This is a genomic window from Caenibius tardaugens NBRC 16725 (assembly GCF_003860345.1).
Taxonomy (GTDB): Bacteria; Pseudomonadota; Alphaproteobacteria; order Sphingomonadales; family Sphingomonadaceae; genus Caenibius; species Caenibius tardaugens.
The window spans coordinates 722,204-741,246 of record NZ_CP034179.1 but is presented as its reverse complement, the minus strand read 5'-3'; the positions used below and the strand labels follow the sequence as shown (position 1 = coordinate 741,246).

The following is a 19,043-nucleotide window of genomic DNA, read 5'->3' as shown; positions in this document are numbered from 1 at the left end:
TGCGATGAGCGAAGCCTATATCATCGATGCGGTGCGCACCCCGCGCGGGATTGGAAAAGTGGGCAAGGGGGCCCTGGCCGATCTTCACCCGCAGCATCTTGCCGCCGCTGTTCTGAAGGCGCTGGCGGAACGCAACGCGCTCAACACGGCTGAGGTTGACGACGTGATCTGGAGCGTGAGCACCCAGAAGGGCAAGCAGGGATGCGATTTGGGCCGCATGGCCGCGCTGGATGCGGGATACGATATACGTGCCAGCGGGATGACGCTCGACCGGTTCTGCGGCGGTGGGATTACCGCTGTCAGTCTGGCGGCCGGACAGATCCGTGGTGGCATGGAAGATCTGGTGATCGCGGGCGGCACGGAAATGATGTCGCTGCTTGGGACCATGATGGCAGAGGATCTGGCGGCAGGCGTCAGGCCGTTGGGGCTGGATTCGGGCAATGCACGGCTGCAGGCGGTGCATCCGCAATCGCATCAGGGCGTCTGCGGCGATGCCATCGCGGCGATGGACGGGATCGGCAGGGATGCGCTGGATGCCTGGGCGCTGGAAAGCCAGCGCCGTGCCGCGCGCGCTGTGGAAGGGGGGCATTTCGACAAGAGCCTGATCCCCGTCTATCGCGCGGATGGCACCCTGGCACTGGATCGCGAAGAATTTCCCCGCCCCGGCACCACGGCGGAAGAACTGGCGGCACTCAAACCGTCATTCGGCGGATTGGCCGATATGCCGCTGGACGGGCAAGGCACGACGTTCCGCAAACTGATCAACGCCCGCTATCCCGATCTGGCGATCAAACCGGTGCATCACGCAGGCAATTCCAGCGGGGTGGTTGACGGCGCTGCCGGGGTCTTGCTGGCCTCTGCCGATTATGCCCGCCGCCATGGGTTGAAGCCGCGCGCCCGCGTGGTTGCGGCGACCAATGTTGGCGATTGCCCCACATTGATGCTCAACGCACCGGTGCCTGCCGTGCACAAAATTCTCGCGAAAACCGGCCTGACTGTCGATGATATCGACCTGTGGGAAATCAACGAGGCCTTTGCCGTGGTCGCGGAAAAGTTCGTCCGCGATCTTCGGCTTGACCGGGAAAAGGTCAACGTGAATGGCGGGGCCATCGCGCTGGGCCATCCGATCGGTGCGACGGGGGCGATCCTGATCGGCACCGTTCTCGACGAACTGGAGCGGCGCGATCTAAAACGCGGGCTGGTAACCATGTGTGCCGCCGGGGGCATGGCCCCGGCGATCATCATCGAACGGGTCGACGGTTTCGTCTGAGACCGGCCATGGCGCGCGGGATCGACCCTGCGCGCCATGAGGTTCCTATCCCTTAGCCTGCCGATATTGCGCTTCCGCCGCCGCAATCGTGGTGAGATTGAGGATGGAGCGCGAGGTGACACCGGGCGGCAGCACGTGGATCGGTTGGGACAGGCCCATCAACATCGGCCCGACCACGGGCGAACTGGACGATCCACTGAGCGCGGTCAGCGTAATATTGGCCGCGTCGAGATTGGGCATGACCAGCAGGTTGGCCGGGCCGGTGAAACGGGAATCCGGGATCAACCGGTCGCGCAGCGGTTGCGAAAGGGCGGCATCGGCGTGCATTTCCCCATCCACCGCCAGAACGGGCGCTTTTTCCCGGATCAGAGCAAGTGCTGTGCGCATTTTACGGGCGCTGGGGCTGTGTGATGAACCAAAGTTGGAATGCGACATGAGTGCCGGGCGCGGTTCCAGCCCGAAATGGCGAATCTCGTTGCAGGCCAGCAAGGTCATTTCGGCGATCTGTTCGGGCGTGGGTTCGGGCACCATGTGCGTATCGGTGATGAACAGGGCCCCGGCATCGAGGATCAGCCCGGATAGCGCATAGACCCGCTGGGCCCCGGGCGCACGGTCGATGATCCGCAACACATATTCCATCTGCCCCCAATATTCGGAATTCCCGCCGACCAGTGCCGCTTCGACCTGACCGGTCCGCAGCAGCATCGCCGCGGTTACCGTGGGCCGCCGATAGACGTGGCGCATGATTTCGGGTGAGGGCACGCCCTTGCGCGATGCCACGGCACGATAGGCCTCCACCAGCGGGGCGATTGCTTCGTGATCGGTTTCCGGATCGATCACTTCGACATCGCGATCCAGCTGGAAGCGCAGACCCAGTTCGGGCAGGCGCTGTTTCAGAATGCGGCGGCGGGCGACGATAACCGGCCTGACAATGCCGTCATCGAGCGCGTCCTGAACGGCGCGCAGCACGCGTTTGTCTTCCCCTTCGCCATAGGCAATGCGGGTGCGGGTTCCGCGCGCGGCTTCGAACACCGGCATCATCAATTGCGCCGAACGCGTATTCTGCTGCGCCAGTGAACGGCGATAGGCATCGAGATCGAGCGGACGACGGGCGACTCCGCTGTCCATGGCAGCCTTGGCCACGGCCGGGGCGATTTCCGCGATCAGGCGCGGATCGAACGGGGTGGGGATGATGTACTCCGGCCCGAACACCAGTTTGCGCCCACCATAGGCTTGCGCCACACTTTCGTGCGCGGGCAGGCGGGCAAGCGAGGCAATGGCTTCTGCCGCCGCCACTTTCATCGCTTCGTTGATGGCCGTCGCACCGGCATCCAGCGCGCCCCTGAAGATATAGGGAAAACAGAGCACGTTGTTGACCTGATTGGGATAATCGGATCGGCCCGTGGCGATGATGGCATCCGGCCGCGCCTGCCGCGCCACATCGGGCAGGATTTCGGGTTCCGGATTGGCCAGCGCGAAAATCAGCGGATTATCCGCAAGCAAGGGCAGCCATTCCGCCTTGAGCACACCGGGGGCGGACAGCCCCAGGAAAACATTCGCGCCGGGCAGGACATCGGGCAGCGCGCGCGCGTTGGTGGTGCGCGCATAGCGTGCCATGTTGGGTAACATGCCTTCGCGGCCGGAATGGATGACGCCGTCCTTGTCGGTCAGCGTGACATTCTCCACCGGCAGCCCCATCGACACCAGCAGATCGACACAGGCCAGCGCCGCTGCGCCCGCGCCCGAAGTTACGAGTTTGGCCTCAGCCAGCGTCTTGTTCTGTAGTACCAGCGCGTTGCGCACGGCCGCTGCCACCACGATAGCCGTTCCATGCTGGTCATCGTGGAAGACCGGGATGTTCATCCGTTCGCGCAGCGCGGCCTCGATGGCGAAGCATTCCGGCGCCTTGATATCTTCCAGATTGATGCCGCCGAAGGTGGGTTCGAGCAGGGCGACGGCTTCAATGAATTTTTCCGGATCGGTGGTGTCGACTTCGATATCGAACACGTCGATATCGGCGAACTTCTTGAACAGCACCGCCTTGCCTTCCATCACCGGCTTGGATGCCAGCGCGCCGATGGCGCCCAGGCCCAGCACGGCCGTGCCGTTGGATATCACCGCCACCAGATTGCCACGCGCGGTATAATCCAGCGCCTTGTCGGGATCGGCTGCGATTTCGCGGCAAGGGGCGGCCACCCCGGGGGAGTAGGCCAGCGCCAGATCGCGCTGGTTCACCATCCGCTTGGTGGGCTCGATCCGCAATTTGCCCGGTCTGGGATGGCGATGATAGTCGAGGGCAGCGTTGCGGAGGATATCGTCCATGGAGATCTTCATGCTGGGGTGGGTCGAACGGCGAAGTAGTGCCCCTCCGAAAGCCCGCGCAGGCAGTCCGGACCGGCATCTGATCATTCCTTTAGGCTAATGTCTGCCGCTGTCAAAAGAATGGGCGGTTTCGGTGCGTTCTGTCTGGATCAGGTGGTGTCGGAAGGCAGATCGAAGACCCGGGCGAGCCGTTGGTACGACCGGTTCCTGTCTACCGGATCGGCAATCATGCTCTGCACGATAATTTCGTCTGCTTCGCTCTCTGCCGCCATCTGTTCGCAGGTCTGCCGCACCTGTTCCGCGCTGCCAGCCACGAAACGGGGCCATCGCGAACCGCTGATCGCGGTGGGTTCGCTGCGTTCTGCATCGCCGAGTTCCCCATCTGCTTCCGCGATTGTCGGTACGAATGCGGTATAGTTGCCCTGCTGCAAGCGGTTGTAGTAGCCCTTGACCGAGAGGGCGAGGCGCTGGCCTTCCTCCGCACTGTCGCCGACACTGGCATTGATGCCAAGCATCGCGCGCGGTTGGCCGGTACCGTAAGGGCTGGCCACGAAATTTGCCCGATAGGTGCGCAGAGCCGCTGCGGCCGCCTGCGGATTGATGAACCCGGCAAAAGTGTATCCGATCCCCAGCTTTGCCGCCAGATGCGCGCTGCTGATGCTTGATCCGAGAAGCCAGATATCCGGGATTGTGGGGACTGTCGGGATCAGGGGTTTGTCCGCGAACGGATGGCCTTCGGGAAAGGCATTGTGCAGCCAGGCAATCGTTTCGGTGACTTGCGGGGCGTGATCGTCGGTTGGCCGGGCGTTGCGATCACGGCGCAGCGCCAAGTCGATGACCGGGCCCGATGATGCGCGTCCCAGGCCCAGGTCGATCCGTCCGGGAAACATGGCGTCAAGCTGCATGAACATTTCGGCCACTTTCAATGGGCTGTAATGGTTTATCAGCACGGCCCCGGACCCCAGCCGGATACGCTTCGTTTGCGTACCCGCTGCCGCGATCAGCAGTTCGGGATGATGGGATGCCTGTGCCGGGGCCATGTGATGTTCGGCAAACCAGATGCGGTGATAACCCAGTTGATCGGCCAGCCGGGCGGTTTCCAGCGATTGGGTGAGCGCCTCGGTCGCGGTCTCTCCGGGCTTGATAGTGGCGAGATCAACAAGGGATAATTTCATAAGGGGCATCACCTCGGGCGGTCGCGCATCGGTTGCACGACATTCTGTTCGGGCAACGGTTATGCGCGACACGTCCGGGAAGACAACTCCATCCAGGGCGGCATTCCCCGAAACCTCTGTCACGAAACATCTGGCGGGCGGGGCAGGCACTGCTATGGATGCGGAATGCGGGACAGGCGTTCGACAATAGGTGGCATGGCCGGACTGTTTGCCGCACTGATGCTGGCCGATTCTGCCCCCGCGCGCGCGCTTTCCAAACCCCCGCGTCTGCGCCCGGGCGATGTGGTCGGATTGATCGAGCCGGCAAGCTTCAGTGATGGGCCGGACCAGATCGAACTGGTGAAACACACCATCGCGGGCATGGGGCTGGTTCCGAAAGTGGGCGCGCACGTTTCGGCCCGTTACGGGTATCTGGCAGGCACGGATGAACAGCGCGCATCGGATATCAATGCCATGTTCGCGGATGACGAAGTCCGCGCCATCTTCGCGGTTCGGGGCGGATGGGGATGCGCGCGCCTGCTGCCTTTGCTGGACTGGAAGGTCATTCGGGCCAATCCGAAACTGTTGATCGGCTCCAGCGACATCACCGCGCTCCATCTTGCCATTGCCGCGCGCACGGATTTCGCCAGCATTCATGCCCCCAATGCCGCCAGCCGATGGCAGGCGATCAGTTGGGAATCATTCTGGCGACTGGCCTTTGCCGGGGATACACCCACGTTCGATCAACCGGATATGGCGGCGGGCGACCCTACGATGCAGGATCGCTGGCGCACCACCACTATTCACCCCGGCAAAGCCACCGGACGCTTGCTTGGTGGCAATCTTTCGGTCCTGTCCGCGCTGGTGGGCACGCCGTGGTTGCCCGACTTCGATGGCGCCATCCTGTTTCTCGAGGATGTGGGCGAGGCCGAATACCGGATCGATCGTATGCTCAGCCAGTTGGCGCTTGCCGGTATTCTCGAAAAGCTCGCCGGTGTGATCTTCGGTCAATGCGCGCGCTGCACGAACGGGATTCCCGATTATACCGGTTTCACGGTTCCCCAGTTGCTGGATCAATACTTTAGTCCGCTGGGTATTCCGGCATTGCGCGGCGCCAATATCGGCCACGTGGCGAACCAGTTCAGTCTGCCTGTAGGCGCGCGTGTTGAAATGGATGCGGATACCGGGACCATCCGCGTGCTGGACGCCGTCGCCGTCTGACATACTGTGCTGCGGGGCTGATACGGGAGCCGACATCGGCCAGATTTTCCCGCCTCTCGTGCGCGTGGGAATGTCATTTGAGCCGGAAACCACATCATTCTTGTCTTCCGGTACTTCCAATTTCGTCATTTTTTTATATGGGGGCGCGGAAGACGGCAGACTCCGGGTGTGTTTTTGGACGTATCGGCAAGATATCGATACAGGTCCAATGGACTGCCGAATCAATCAGGGCGCAGCGACTCAATCGCTGCACCGTGAAGCTATCCGCCATGGGCGCCGTTCATCGGTGTTCCCGGGGCATGATGGCCTCGCCCGCCGCGCGCAAGACGTTGTAATATGCGGCAGCAATGGAGAATGGAATGAACGATCAGGTTGCGCTTTCCCCCACTGAAGCACCCGCCAAACCGGCAACCCGGCATGGCGAACTGCTCGCATGGGTTGAGGAGGTTGCACGTCTTACCAAGCCTGCGGCGATTCGCTGGTGTGACGGTTCCGACGCGGAATGGGATGAGCTTTCGGCCATGCTGGTTGATGCCGGAACGCTGGTCAAGCTGGACGAATCGAAGCGGCCCAACAGCTTTTACGCGCGGTCTGACCCGCGCGATGTGGCCCGCGTGGAAAGCCGCACATTCATCTGCTCCGAAAAGGAAGCGGATGCAGGGCCGACGAACAACTGGCGCGATCCGGTTGAAATGCGTGCCAATATGCAGAACCTGTTTGACGGGTGCATGGCTGGCCGCACGATGTATGTCGTTCCCTATTGCATGGGACCGCTGGGTTCGGAAGCAAGCGTGGTCGGCGTCGAACTGACCGATAGCGCCTACGTCGTCCTCTCGATGAAGCTGATGACCCGCATGGGCAAGCCAGCACTCGATATGCTGGGTGATGACGGTTTCTTCGTGCCCTGCGTGCACACTGTCGGCATGCCGCTGACAAACGGCGCGAAAGATGTGCCGTGGCCCTGTTCGGATGAAAAGTGGATTGTCCACTATCCCGAAACCCGTGAAATCTGGTCCTACGGTTCGGGCTACGGTGGCAACGCGCTGCTCGGCAAGAAGTGTCTCGCCCTGCGGATTGCCAGCGTGATGGCCCGCGATGATGGCTGGCTGGCCGAACACATGCTCATCCTCAAGCTCACTGCGCCTGATGGCCGTGTGCATTATGTCGCTGCGGCTTTCCCCAGCGCGTGCGGCAAGACCAACATGGCCATGCTGCAGCCTGCGCTATCGGGCTGGAAAGCCGAAACCGTCGGGGACGATATCGCGTGGATGCGTTTCGGTGCGGACGGACGCCTTTATGCCGTCAATCCGGAAGCAGGGTTCTTCGGCGTGGCGCCGGGCACCGGCTATGCGACCAACCGCAATGCCGTGGAAACGCTCTATGCCAATGCGATCTTCACCAACACCGCACTGACTGCCGATGGCGATGTCTGGTGGGAAGGTCTCACCGATACGCCGCCTGCAGGCCTGACCGACTGGCGTGGCGATGCGTGGACACCGGAAAGCGGCAGCCCCGCTGCACATCCCAATGCGCGCTTCACCGTCCCGGCGAGCCAGTGCCCCTCCATCGCATCGGAATGGGATAATCCTGCCGGTGTTCCGATCTCGGCCATTCTGTTCGGCGGGCGCCGCGCGACGGCTGTGCCGCTGGTGACGGAAGCGTTTGACTGGCAGCATGGCGTCTACCTTGCCGCCAATGTGGCCTCGGAAACGACGGCTGCAGCCGAAGCCAAGGTTGGCACGCTGCGGCGCGATCCGTTCGCGATGCTGCCGTTCTGCGGCTATGCCATCTCCGACTATTTCGAACATTGGCTGAAGCTTGGTGCAGGCAAGGAAAACATGCCCGGCATCTACCTCGTCAACTGGTTCCGCAAGGGGCAGGACGGGCGTTATCTGTGGCCCGGCTTTGGTGACAATATCCGCGTTCTGGAATGGATTCTGGATCGCCGCGATGGCCGCGTTGAAGCGATCGACAGTCCGGTTGGCAGACTGCCCGCCGCAGATGGCATCAACGTGTCCGGTCTGGATATTTCCGCAGAAGATATGGCCGAACTGTTGCTGGTCGATCCTGAGGTCTGGGAAGAAGAAGCCAAGGCCAGCGCACGCGATTTCGAGAAGCTGGGCAAAGTCCCCGCTGCACTGCTGGACGAACAGCGTGCGCTCGAGGCGCGTCTCGCAGGCTGATTGTTTGTTGGGGCCGGCGCCAGCCTGGTGCCGGCCCCATGTACCTCCGGTTTTGCGCGGACGCAGCGGGAATCCGGCATAATCTTCCTGTTTGAATGATATTTTCGTCGCGGCACCTCCGTGCTTATAAGGCGTTGTAACAACAACGCGGAAAACGGGGTGTTGTGCGATGAATGGCGCTGAAAGCCTGGTCGAAACTTTGGCCGGTCACGGGGTGGAGATTTGCTTCGCCAATCCCGGTACATCAGAGATGCATTTTTTGGCGGCGTTGGAAAATCCGCGCATCAAGCCCGTTCTGTGCCTGTTCGAAGGGGTGGCGACGGGCGCGGCGGATGGCTGGTATCGGATGCGGGATGCCCCTGCATCGACGCTCCTGCACCTCGGCCCGGGTCTCGCTAACGGACTGGCCAATATCCACAATGCCCGGCGCGCCAGTTCGGGCATGGTGAACATTGTGGGCGATCACGCAATGGCGCATCTGAAATACGATGCTCCGCTGGCATCCGATATTGAAGGGTTGGCGCGGCCACTCAGCCATTGGGTGCGCCGGTCGGTATCTGCCTCGGCCGTCGCGCCGGATGCGGCCGAGGCTATCGCCAAGGCGGCTGAACACCCGGGTAAAATCGCAACATTGATCCTGCCCGGCGATGCGTCATGGGGCGATGCCGGGCCGCCGGGTGGCGCGCCGCGCATCGGGGTTCTGCCCAGGGTGGAGGCCGGGCGCCGCGCACCTGATGCGGGGCGGGTCGAACAGGTCGCCCGCGTGCTGCGATCGGGCGAACCAGCGATGATTATTGTCGCCAACAAGGCAACAAGGGGGCGTGCGTTGGAACTGGTGGGGCGCATCGCCGCCGCATCCGGGGCGCGGCTCGGTTCGCAGTTCTTCACCGCGCGGCTCGAACGTGGGGCGGGGCGCACGCCTGTGGAACGCATTCCCTATGCCGTGCCGCAGGCCATGGCGTTTCTGCAGGGTATCCGCCATCTGATTACGGTGGAGACAGGGGAGCCTGTGGCCTTCTTCCGTTATCCGGACAGGCCCAGTCTGTTGAAAGATCAGGACGCGGCCGTGCATACGCTGGTGGCGCCGGACGAAGACAGCGAGATGGCATTCGAAATGCTGCTCGATGCTCTGGGTGCTTCGGCCGCCTCTGCGCTTGTCCAGCCACGGATCGAAACGCCCATGCCAAGCGGGGCGCTAAACCCGATAAGTATCGCGCATGCTTTGGCAGTGGCCATTCCGGAAAACGCGATTGTGGTGGATGAATCGCTGACCACGGGCCGCGAAACCATGGGGCATACGATGGGCGCGCGGCCCCATGATTTGATCAACAATATGGGCGGGTCGATCGGTTATGCCACGCCTGTGGCGACGGGGGCGGCCTTGGCTTGCCCGGATCGGCGGACGTTATGCATGGTGGGTGATGGCAGCGCGATGTACACGATCCAGTCGCTGTGGACCCAGGCACGTGAAGCGCTGCCGGTGACGACCATAATTTTTGCGAACAACAGTTATGCAATTCTCAAGGCTGAATATGCCAATATGGGGGCTGGCGCGGCGCCCGGCCCTCGCGCCGCAAGCATGATCGATATCGACAATCCCACTATTGATTGGCTTGCCATGGCGAGAAGTCTGGGGGTGCCTGGCATGCGTGTAGAAACCGCTGAAGATTTTACACAGGCAGTGATCGCTTCGACTCGCGAGGAAGGCCCATTCCTGATCGAAGCGAAGCTTTACCCCTGACCGGATTGCGATCCGGGGGGCTGGCATGTGTCCATTGTCTGTAAAGCGCATGGGATGGCTGCCGGACGGACGCTCAATTGCAACTGTTCGTCGCTGCTGCCGTTGTTTGGAGAGGGTAAGCAGGTCATGGAATGGAGGCAATAACTGGCATTGGCCGGCGCGCATGGGCGTAAGTATTCGGGAGGCATGACTGGATGGTTGCAGGATATTCTGAGGATATAAGGGTAGATTAACCTTAATTTTCACATATTGTCATTATAATTCATATGATTATGTCTTTTATTGCCTGAAGTATTGCGGATGTGAAAATGTGCGTATAATCGCGATTTTAGAAAGAGTGATTGTGCGAAAATGTTGGGGGACGTAATTTTATGAAGCCAAAATGTTATCTTGAAATGGATATCGGTACGTCTGTTTTCGATAACAAGGTTTCTGATTTTGAATGGTCTTTGGTGCGTTTTTATGAGGCTTTTTCGAGGTTTGTTACGGAAACAGGGTCCATTTCCCTCGGCAATGATTTGAAGTTATCCGAACATTTGATTCTTCACATCGTGAGGATGCAGGGCAGGGCGAAGAACAGTGCGACGATAGCGCGCCTGATGAACCGGGATGATGTCCCCAACATCCAGTACAGTTTGAGAAAGCTGGAAACTGCCGGTCTTATCGCCAAGGTCCGTGACGGGAAAAGCAACCAGTTTGCGTACGCTGTCACCAGTCAGGGGCAAATGGCGGCATCGAAGTACGAAGATATCAAGGCTGCCATCCTGATGGATCGTCTCCAGGAAATCGACAAGGTTCCCGACAAGTTGGACACGATGACGCGGTTCCTCTCGATCCTTACTGGTGTTTACGAAGAAGCGGCGCGGGGCAGCGCCACAATCACCTCCCCTCTGGCGTGAATATCGCGCGGGCCCTCGTCGGTTGTGCGGCCCTTCTTCGCTAATCTGGCCGCTCAGCAACGATTGCAGCCTTAATCCCTTGGGCGTTTAGCCCTTTGAAATCCGCACAAAAGGGTGGAACGCGCGCTTCCGCGCGGTGGGAGCACCGATGGGCGCGCATGGGCGGCGCTTATGTCTTTTGACAGCAAGGGAGCGGCTGCTACGAAAGGGCGCGATTTGCTATGGGCTATCTTCGCAGTCCAGGTAACAGGATGAAATCGGGAGAGAATAATGGAAGATGTGAACGTCTCGGTCGTGCGCGAACTGAATGCGCCCGTTGATGCGGTGTGGGATGTGGTCAGCGATTTCGGCAACGTATCATGGGCCATGCCCGGGGCGAAAGTTGATGTGATTGGCGAAGGTCCGGGAATGATCCGCCGCCTGCATATGCCCGATGGCGGTTCGGTGGAGGAAGTGCTGGAAACGCGCGACGCTACTGCCCGCAGCTTCAGTTACACTATTCCCGGTGACATGCCGATGCCGGTTTCGAATTTCCGCGCATGGGTCCAACTCGAACCGGTCGGCGGTAATGGTACGCGCGTTTCGTGGAACGCTTCGGCAAAGGCTTTGCCAGGCTCATCAGGGGCTGAGGGGCAGGCTATTTTCGAAGGGCTTTATGGCCAATTGATCGATTCGCTGGAAGCCCATCTCGCAACTGTGTGACGGGCGATGCACCCTGTCGGGTGCAGAGTGACACAATCGGGTGTGCAGGGTGGGTGAACGCGGTGTTCATCCACCCTTTTTTGGGCAGGACCAACCATATAGATACAACTTCCTGCGAGATGCATGGCAAGCGTATGGCGCAGGGTTGCGGTGTCCAGGTGGGCGCTCCTGATCCGTTGTGGCTTCCTGATCCTGTGGGGCGATGGCAAGGCGCTTGCGCATAAACACATTCCGCGCAAACTGATGCACGCAATTGAAACGTAAGGTCCCGTCCATGCACGAACCTGTCGCCTTGCGGCACATCAAGGCCAACATTGTGCTCTACGGTGCGTTATGCGCCAATCTCGGAATTGCGGCCGCCAAGTTTGTTGCAGCAGCGATCAGCGGATCATCCTCGATGTTGTCCGAAGGGGTGCATTCGCTGGTGGACAGCGGCAACCAGATCCTGCTGCTCTATGGCCAGCGCAAGGCGCAGCGCCCGGCTGATGCGGCGCATCCTTTTGGTTATGGCCGCGAACTGTATTTCTGGGCCTTTGTCGTGGCGATCCTGATCTTCGCAATCGGTGCGGGTGTGTCGCTCTACGAGGGGTGGCTGCATATCATGACGCCTGAACCGCTGCGTGATCCCACGATCAATTATGTGGTTTTGGCAATCGCGGTGATGCTGGAAGGGACATCGTGGACTATCGCAGTCCGGGAATTCAATGCGCGCCGCGGGAAGGGCGGTTGGTGGCAGGATATCCTGCGCTCCAAGGACCCGGCCAGTTTCATGGTCCTGTTCGAAGACAGCGCCGCATTGCTGGGCCTGCTGGTGGCGGGTGTCGGCATCTGGCTGAGCCATCAGCTTGGCGATCCGCGCGTGGATGGCATGGCATCGATTGTGATCGGACTGATCCTGGCCTGCGTCGCAGTTCTGCTGGCGCGGGAAGCGAAGGGTCTCCTGATCGGGGAAAGCGCCGATCCGCAACTGATCCGGACAATCTGGACCATCGTTGAAAGTCAGCCCGAAGTCATGGCGGTCAACCATGTGCGGACGATCCACACATCGCCGGATTCAGTCTTCGTGGCGATCAGTGCGGATTTCGCCGATGACCTGCCGATGGGGCAGGCCGAAAAGCTGATTGCCATGCTGGAGAGCCGGCTGAAGGATGCGATCCCGCAGCTCAGTTCGATCTATATCCGGCCGCAAAGGCGCGAAGACGCGGTGATTACCCACCGTCCCGACTGACGCAAAGCGGCTGTAGAACAGGGCTTGCTATCGGGCAGGCGGCTGCGGTGGCGCGCGTTCGTTTTGCACCTGTTCGGCGCGGCGGCGCAATTCGGCTTCGAGGCGTTGGGTCGCCTCGCGGGCATTCTGCACGGTCTGGCGCTGGTCTTCCAGCGCGCGCCGGGCCGCTTCAGTGCCGCGTGCAGCGCCGTTGGCGATGTCCGTTCCGTTGATACTGACGCCCTGGCCATCGATCCGCACATCCACGGGTGCGCCGCCTATTTCGGTACTGATCGTTGCCTGCCCGCCATCGATGCGCAGATTGTTACCCTGACCCAACGGAATATCGCCGATCACGGGCAGGTCCAGCGGTTGCACCGGCCCGCTCGGGTTGACCGGCTTCTTCTTCGGCGGTGTGCTTTCGCCCAGCGCCTGACGCATGAAATTGCGCCAGATCTGTGCGGGCAAACCGCCGCCGGACACACCGGCCAGTGGCTTGTTGTCATCATTGCCAACCCAGACACCCACGACCAGATCGCCCGCATAGCCGATGAACAGCGCATCGCGGTTGCCCTGGCTGGTGCCGGTCTTGCCGAAACTGGCCTTGTGCAGGCGTGCCGCGCGGCCGGTTCCCTCTGTGACCACACCGCCCAGCAATTGTTCCATGTCTTTGTGATTGCGCGAAGACAGGCTGTCGCTGCCGTCCAGCAACCAGTCGAACCAGCCCGCTTCCTCTTCCTTGAAAGCGCGGGGGGTCACAGGATAATGGTTGGCGGCGACACCGGCATAAGCGGCTGTCAGTTCGAGCAGGGTCATGCCTGACGTGCCGAGAGCAAGGCTGGGATCGCCTTCCGGCAAGGGCGATGTCACACCCAGTTTGCGGGCGGTGGCGATCACCGCCTTGTCGCTCACCTGATTGAACAGCCGCAAGGTCGCAACATTGCTCGACCGGGCGAAGGCATCCTTCAGCGTGATCGTGTCGGAATAGGAACCGCCCGCATTGCGCGGGCGATAGGAGCCCGTGGTGATTTCGGCGTTCGAGATGGTATCATCCGGCTTCCAGCCCTTTTCCAGCGCTGCAAGATAGACGAACAGCTTAAATGTGGAGCCGGGCTGGCGGCGCGATTGCGTCACCCGGTTGAAGGATGATCGGGAATAGTCCTTGCCACCAACCATGGCCACGACTTCGCCATTCCTGCGCATGGCGACCAGCGCGACTTGCGCGCCGCCCAGTCGGGCGCCTTCGGCCGCCCGGCGTGCCGCGGCCTGTAGCCGCGCGTCGAGCGTGGTCGTGAAAGTCTGCTTGGAATAACCGCCATCGCCCAGTTGCCGCGCCTGCGGCAAGGCCCAGTCGGCGAAATAGGTGCCGGTCGGCAGTTCGTTGCGCCGACGCACATCAAGGCGCGGCGTGCCCACGGCCTTCGCTTCTGCCGCTGTCATATAGCCAGCGTCGACCATCGCCTGCAGCACCAGCCGCATGCGTTTTTCCGCGCGCTCGAAGTGCTTCGTCGGCGCCAGCCGTGATGGTGCCTGCATCAGCCCGGCCAGCATGGCGGCCTGTTCCGGTTTGAGATTTTCCGGCTGCCGATGGAAATAGTGCAGGGATGCGGCGCGCAGGCCGTAGGTATTGTCCCCGAAATAGGCATTGGAGAGATAGCGTTCGAGGATTTCATCCTTGGTCAGCCAGGCTTCCAGCCAGAAGGCGATCAGCGCCTCACGCCCCTTGCGGGCAAGGCTTCGTTCCGATGACAGGTACGTGAACTTGGCCAGCTGCTGCGTGATCGTGCTGCCGCCCTGTGTGCTGCCACTGGTCAGGTTGTTCCATGTCGCGCGGACGATGGCGCGCGGATCAAGGCCCCAATGGTTGTAAAACCGCCGATCTTCGATAGCGACGAAGGCCTGCGCGACATGCGGTGGCAGCTTGGCCACTTTTACCGGTTGTTCGACAATGGCGCCGTTGCGCGCAATCGGGGTTCCGTCGGCAGCCAGCAGCGTGATCTGCGGCGGGGAAACCGGTTGCAGCGATTTTGACAGCGGGGCCGTGATCGCCAGCCAGATCACAAGCATCACAAACAACAGCAGCGCAGCCGTCAGACCCTTCTTTGTCCACCACAGCCAGTTGCGTTTGGGCCGCGAGGGGGGAAGCGGAATTTCACCGTCGTCATCGGGTTCGAAAGCCAATGGCTCCGCGGGCCGGGATCTGGGGGAAAGGATGTTTCGCAAGGTTACCATTGTCGGAACGGTATTATGCGAATCGGCCGACGATTTCATCATTGGGCCACTCATAGCGGATCAAAGCTTTCTCGCGGTGTAACGAAACGGGCTTGTTCTACCAGAGGGAATGCACACAAAAAAAAGGGCGTGCCACCGAAGTTGCACGCCCGGAAAAGGAGAGGGGAGATGAGCATCAACTCATCTGCGGGGCCGCCTATAGAGCGCGAAACCAAACCTCAGATGAACGAGTGTGAACGCTTCATCGTATTTCTCCAAAAATGATCAATGGCTTATCCCTGCGATGCTGACGCAGGCGGCAGGTCGGGTGCAGTGTCCCCGGGGTACCGGGCGAAACGCCCCTGTCCAGCGGGATGAACAGGGCCGTTGTCCGTCCACGGCCAACCACCAAATTGGGTGCGTCCGAAGTCGCGCCGTGCCTGGTCGATCTGTGCCGCCGTGTTCATGACGAACGGGCCTTGCGCCACCACGGGTTCGTTGATCGGCAGGCCCTGCAGCACGAGGATTTCCGCCTTGTCGCTTCCCGTATTCGCCAGGGGGAGCGGTACTTGCGCAGCGACTTCGATCAAGCGTTCGCCCGGCTGGCTTTCCCCATCCACAGCAAGGCTTTCGCCGGTGTGAAAATAGAGTGTCCGCCGCACGCCATCGCGGTTCGCCGGCGGCAGCGTGAGCGTGGCTCCGGGCTCCAGCGTGATCTGCCAGATCGCAACGTCCGCATCGGGATCGGCAGCCCAGGAATCTGGGGCCGGTGGGGGCGGGGTGAGCGCCGTTGCGGCACTTTCCTGCGGGGTGTAGCTTCCGGCGATCACTTTCACATCCGCACCCGCGCCATCGGCATTGGTGTGGTGGTAACGGGGGATTTTTTCATCCCACAGCATCACGAATGCAGGATCGGCCATCTTGCTGCGGGCGGGCAGGTTGAGCCAGATCTGATAAAGATCGAGCAGGTTTCCACTGTCCTGGTTGCGCAAGGGGAACATCTCCGAATGCATGGTCCCCGCCCCGGCGGTCAGCCATTGTACGTCGCCATCGCCGTAACGGGCCGTGGCCCCCAGCGCATCCGCGTGATCGACCAGACCCGCAGGAACGATCGTCACCGTTTCGAAGCCGCGATGCGGGTGCGCGGGGAAACCGGGCACATTGGTGCCATAATACATGTTGAAACCGTCCTTGCGGCTGAAGTCGTTGCCGAGCGGGCGATCGCCGAGCGATTCCGCAGGCACGCCTTGCGTGGCATTGGCGGCGGGATAACGGTCGAGATGGTGGGCGCAGAAGAGGAAGGGGTCCGTGCCTGCCCACGGGCGGGTCAGCGGTTCACTGCGCAAAATTGTGCTGGTCATGGGTGTTCTCCGGGCTGATGATATGACAACCATGTTGGGGGCTGGAAGGGCATTACAAGAAGGCACAGGCATGGCACCAGGTAACAGCGAGGGAACCGGGATCGATGGCCGGAACGCGACACGTGATTGTGCCGCCATGCGGCATGTGCTGGAACGGATCGGCAGCAAGTGGACACTGATCGTGGTTTCGGTGCTTCACCATGGGCCGCGTCGTTTCAATCAGTTGCGCCGCGAACTGGATGGTGTTTCGCAACGCATGCTGACCTTGACGCTGCGCAATCTGGAACGTGATGGGCTGATTTCGCGCACGGTGTTCGCCTCTGTGCCGCCACAGGTGGAATACGCGCTAACCGGACTGGGGCAATCGCTCTATGGCGCGGCGGAAGGCTTGCTTGACTGGGCCGATGCGCACAGTCCTGAAATGGATCAGGCCCGGGCGGCCTTTGATGCAGGAGCTTGAGGAATGAGGACGCTGGAAGGGCGCGTGGCGCTGGTCGCTGGCGCGAGCCGGGGCATGGGACAGGGGATCGCAGTGGAACTGGGCGCTGCCGGAGCCTTCGTCTATCTGCTCGGGCGGACGGCAGGCGCGGTGGGCGATGGCCGGACGGATACCCTGTCGCATACGCTGGCCGTTCTGGAAGGCCTTGGCGGCGCGGGGCAGGTGGTCACATGCGATTGCACCGATCCCATCCGGCTCGGCGCGATCATCGAACAGGTCGAGGAGCGGCATGGGCGGCTCGATATCGTGGTGAACAGCGTGTTTTCCACCCCCACATTCCCCGGGATGATCGTCAAGCGCATCTGGGAAACCCCCGATGATCTGTGGCACACCGTGGTGGAAGTTCCGGGCCGGGCGGCCTATTTCACCACCGCGCGCGCTGCGCCCCTGATGATGCGGTCCGCTACGGAAGCAGCACCGGGACTGATTGTGAACGTTTCGGGGCGCGGGGCGCTCGGCTATCGTTACAACACGGCCTATGGGGTCGGCAAATCCGCTCTTGCCCGGCTGACGAGCGACACGGCGCTGGAATTGCGGCCGCACCATGTTGCTGTGCTGTCGGTCTGGCCGAACGGCTATGCGGCTGATCCTTCCCGGCCGGAAACACCGCGCTACACCGGGCGTGCGGTCGCCGCGATCGCTGCCGATCCCAACCGCATGGCGCGCAGCGGCAGCCATGTCTGGTCCGCAGAAGCAGGGGCCGAATACGGGTTCACTGATGAATTCGGGCATGCGCACGAAATCAGCACGCTGACAGACCAGTATACGCTGGCCTGACCGGTATCAGCCGTCGTCAAAGCCGAACGGGGCCTTGTCGCGCCGGTAATCGTCGGTCAGGATTTCGCGCCCGACAGGCGGGACAGCGCGGGCCGTGCAGGCCGCGCGATTGCACAGGCGGCAGGTAACGCCAATCGGCGTGGCCAGCACGGTTTTCGGGTCGATATCGCGTGCATAGGCCAGTTTGGGCGCATGTTCCGCCGCACAGGCCAGCGCGATGGCGCGGGTGACGCTGGGTTGGGTAAAGCTGCCGCCGCCCGCCTTGACGGTGCGCGCGATCGAAAAGAAGCGCTGGCCATCGGGCAGTTCGAGGAACTGCGTGTTCACTTCGCCCGGGGTGCGGAATACCGAATGGACGTTCCACAACGGGCAGCCGCCGCCATGCGCCGCGAACGGGAATCCCGCCCCGTCGAGCCTTTTTGACACATTGCCGGCAGGATCGACGCGGATGAAGAAGAACGGGATACGCGCCATCCCTGGTTTGTTAAGCGTGGTCAGGCGATGGGCGACCTGTTCGAAGCTGGTGCCGAACTGGCGGCTGAGCGCCTCGATATCATAGGCGCGCGTCTCCACCGCTCTGGCAAAGCGATCGTAAGGCATCAGCAGGGCCGCCGCGCCGTAAGAGGCAAGGGCCCGCCGCACGAGGCTGTTCGTGGTGGTGCTGGCAAAGGTTTCAGCCCGCATGATGCCCGAAATTTCCCGGGTCATGGATGTATAGGCGATCTGCATCGCGATCTGGAAGGCGCGGCTGGCGGAATCGAGCGTATCGTTGATCAGCAATTGCTGGTTATGCCGGTCGAACCGCCGCAAGGTATCGGTCAGCACTTCGGGCGGCAGATAGCGGACGCGTACCCCTTGGGTTGCCGCGAGCCATTCTGCGGCCCCGCCTTTCTGTGCGATCTCTGCGGCGAGTTCTTCGCCCTTGATATCCAGCGCGTGGAAATAGTTGCGCTGGCTCGCGGTAAAGCGCCGCGCTTCGGTGACGGGATCGGTGCCCTGACTGTCGCCTGGGGTATTGCGCTGTTCGGCCAGCGCCTGCTGTTCCCGGGTATAGGCGCCGTGCAGGCGAAGCAGGGCCTCGCTGATGCCGGGGAAGCTGGTGGCCAGATCGGCCACTTCCAATGCCGGCAGGTCGATATCGGCAAAAATCGGATCGCGCAGGACTTGGGCGATCCGCTTGTTATATTCCTCGTGATCTTCGCCCGCAAAATCGGCCAGTTCAAACTTGTAACTCTTGGCGAGCCGCAAGAGCAGGTCTGCCGTAAGCGGACGCTGGTTGCGTTCCAGCAAGGCGATGTAGCTGGGCGATATCGCAAGGTCGGTCGCCATGGCCTGCTGGGTCAGGCCCAGTTCCCGCCGCAAACGGCGCAGGCGCGGGCCGAGATAGAGGGGGCGGGATTCTGCCATGCCTCTCTTTTGTCATACCTGTACATAATTACAAGGAATGGTTGTAAAGTCTTACAGGCTGACTTCGCAGTGCATTCCCGCATCGCCGT

General features: G+C 61.5%; 14 protein-coding genes. 9 read left to right on the top strand and 5 right to left on the bottom strand.

The genetic code is table 11. From position 1 onward, the window contains the following. The first annotated feature begins 4 nt into the window (after window positions 1-4). Window positions 5-1,270, top strand: a complete 1,266-nt coding sequence (locus tag EGO55_RS03475) for an acetyl-CoA C-acetyltransferase (RefSeq protein WP_021691145.1) — start codon at window positions 5-7, stop codon at window positions 1,268-1,270. 45 nt (window positions 1,271-1,315) lie between these two features. Here the strand turns inward: EGO55_RS03475 and EGO55_RS03470 are convergent, their stop codons facing one another. Further along, the gene (locus EGO55_RS03470) at window positions 1,316-3,592 is read right to left on the bottom strand and encodes an NADP-dependent malic enzyme (RefSeq protein WP_021691144.1); all 2,277 of its coding nucleotides are present in this window, start codon (window positions 3,590-3,592) and stop codon (window positions 1,316-1,318) included. Window positions 3,593-3,741: 149 nt separating this feature from the next. Further along, window positions 3,742-4,767: an LLM class flavin-dependent oxidoreductase gene (locus EGO55_RS03465; RefSeq protein WP_021691143.1), complete on the bottom strand. Its 1,026-nt coding sequence runs from the start codon at window positions 4,765-4,767 to the stop codon at window positions 3,742-3,744. A gap of 165 nt (window positions 4,768-4,932) precedes the next feature. Here EGO55_RS03465 and EGO55_RS03460 point away from each other — a divergent pair, with 165 nt between their 5' ends. The 6 genes from EGO55_RS03460 (at window position 4,933) to EGO55_RS03435 (ending at window position 12,720) form a co-directional block, all read left to right on the top strand. Continuing rightward, complete coding sequence (locus EGO55_RS03460) at window positions 4,933-5,967, top strand: S66 peptidase family protein (protein WP_052023744.1); 1,035 nt, start codon at window positions 4,933-4,935, stop codon at window positions 5,965-5,967. 359 nt (window positions 5,968-6,326) lie between these two features. Then, a complete protein-coding gene (locus EGO55_RS03455) occupies window positions 6,327-8,150 on the top strand; it encodes a phosphoenolpyruvate carboxykinase (GTP) (RefSeq protein WP_021691141.1) in 1,824 nt (607 codons plus the stop codon). A gap of 169 nt (window positions 8,151-8,319) precedes the next feature. Next, window positions 8,320-9,891 carry an acetolactate synthase large subunit gene (locus tag EGO55_RS03450; protein ID WP_021691140.1) on the top strand — a complete coding sequence of 524 codons (1,572 nt, stop codon included), beginning with the start codon at window positions 8,320-8,322 and terminating at the stop codon, window positions 9,889-9,891. Between the two features lie 395 nt (window positions 9,892-10,286). Then, a complete protein-coding gene (locus EGO55_RS03445) occupies window positions 10,287-10,790 on the top strand; it encodes a winged helix DNA-binding protein (RefSeq protein WP_201798922.1) in 504 nt (167 codons plus the stop codon). A 270-nt stretch (window positions 10,791-11,060) separates the two neighbouring features. Continuing rightward, the gene (locus EGO55_RS03440) at window positions 11,061-11,492 is read left to right on the top strand and encodes an SRPBCC family protein (protein WP_021691138.1); all 432 of its coding nucleotides are present in this window, start codon (window positions 11,061-11,063) and stop codon (window positions 11,490-11,492) included. A 274-nt stretch (window positions 11,493-11,766) separates the two neighbouring features. Continuing rightward, complete coding sequence (locus EGO55_RS03435; RefSeq protein WP_021691137.1) at window positions 11,767-12,720, top strand: cation diffusion facilitator family transporter; 954 nt, start codon at window positions 11,767-11,769, stop codon at window positions 12,718-12,720. Window positions 12,721-12,747: 27 nt separating this feature from the next. Here the strand turns inward: EGO55_RS03435 and EGO55_RS03430 are convergent, their stop codons facing one another. After that, the gene (locus tag EGO55_RS03430; RefSeq protein WP_084620229.1) at window positions 12,748-14,931 is read right to left on the bottom strand and encodes a transglycosylase domain-containing protein; all 2,184 of its coding nucleotides are present in this window, start codon (window positions 14,929-14,931) and stop codon (window positions 12,748-12,750) included. A gap of 272 nt (window positions 14,932-15,203) precedes the next feature. Continuing rightward, window positions 15,204-16,271: a pirin family protein gene (locus EGO55_RS03425; RefSeq protein ID WP_021691135.1), complete on the bottom strand. Its 1,068-nt coding sequence runs from the start codon at window positions 16,269-16,271 to the stop codon at window positions 15,204-15,206. Window positions 16,272-16,341: 70 nt separating this feature from the next. Between EGO55_RS03425 and EGO55_RS03420 the strand changes: the two genes are divergently transcribed. Both EGO55_RS03420 and EGO55_RS03415 read left to right on the top strand, forming a co-directional pair. Continuing rightward, on the top strand, window positions 16,342-16,731 hold the full coding sequence (locus EGO55_RS03420; RefSeq protein ID WP_021691134.1) for a winged helix-turn-helix transcriptional regulator: 390 nt from the start codon (window positions 16,342-16,344) through the stop codon (window positions 16,729-16,731). Window positions 16,732-16,734: 3 nt separating this feature from the next. Then, a complete protein-coding gene (locus EGO55_RS03415) occupies window positions 16,735-17,547 on the top strand; it encodes an SDR family NAD(P)-dependent oxidoreductase (protein WP_021691133.1) in 813 nt (270 codons plus the stop codon). Window positions 17,548-17,553: 6 nt separating this feature from the next. On the opposite strand, the gene EGO55_RS03410 is transcribed toward EGO55_RS03415, so the two are convergent. Further along, the gene (locus EGO55_RS03410; protein WP_021691132.1) at window positions 17,554-18,954 is read right to left on the bottom strand and encodes a helix-turn-helix domain-containing protein; all 1,401 of its coding nucleotides are present in this window, start codon (window positions 18,952-18,954) and stop codon (window positions 17,554-17,556) included. Window positions 18,955-19,043: the final 89 nt, after the last annotated feature.

Bases quoted from the DNA above. Each gene is read 5' to 3' on its own strand.
- EGO55_RS03475 (WP_021691145.1), top strand. From the start codon at position 5: ATGAGCGAAGCCTATATCATCGATGCGGTGCGCACCCCGCGCGGGATT.
- EGO55_RS03470 (WP_021691144.1), bottom strand. From the start codon at position 3,592: ATGGACGATATCCTCCGCAACGCTGCCCTCGACTATCATCGCCATCCC.
- EGO55_RS03465 (WP_021691143.1), bottom strand. From the start codon at position 4,767: ATGAAATTATCCCTTGTTGATCTCGCCACTATCAAGCCCGGAGAGACC.
- EGO55_RS03460 (WP_052023744.1), top strand. From the start codon at position 4,933: ATGCGGGACAGGCGTTCGACAATAGGTGGCATGGCCGGACTGTTTGCC.
- EGO55_RS03455 (WP_021691141.1), top strand. From the start codon at position 6,327: ATGAACGATCAGGTTGCGCTTTCCCCCACTGAAGCACCCGCCAAACCG.
- EGO55_RS03450 (WP_021691140.1), top strand. From the start codon at position 8,320: ATGAATGGCGCTGAAAGCCTGGTCGAAACTTTGGCCGGTCACGGGGTG.
- EGO55_RS03445 (WP_201798922.1), top strand. From the start codon at position 10,287: ATGGATATCGGTACGTCTGTTTTCGATAACAAGGTTTCTGATTTTGAA.
- EGO55_RS03440 (WP_021691138.1), top strand. From the start codon at position 11,061: ATGGAAGATGTGAACGTCTCGGTCGTGCGCGAACTGAATGCGCCCGTT.
- EGO55_RS03435 (WP_021691137.1), top strand. From the start codon at position 11,767: ATGCACGAACCTGTCGCCTTGCGGCACATCAAGGCCAACATTGTGCTC.
- EGO55_RS03430 (WP_084620229.1), bottom strand. From the start codon at position 14,931: ATGGTAACCTTGCGAAACATCCTTTCCCCCAGATCCCGGCCCGCGGAG.
- EGO55_RS03425 (WP_021691135.1), bottom strand. From the start codon at position 16,271: ATGACCAGCACAATTTTGCGCAGTGAACCGCTGACCCGCCCGTGGGCA.
- EGO55_RS03420 (WP_021691134.1), top strand. From the start codon at position 16,342: ATGGCACCAGGTAACAGCGAGGGAACCGGGATCGATGGCCGGAACGCG.
- EGO55_RS03415 (WP_021691133.1), top strand. From the start codon at position 16,735: ATGAGGACGCTGGAAGGGCGCGTGGCGCTGGTCGCTGGCGCGAGCCGG.
- EGO55_RS03410 (WP_021691132.1), bottom strand. From the start codon at position 18,954: ATGGCAGAATCCCGCCCCCTCTATCTCGGCCCGCGCCTGCGCCGTTTG.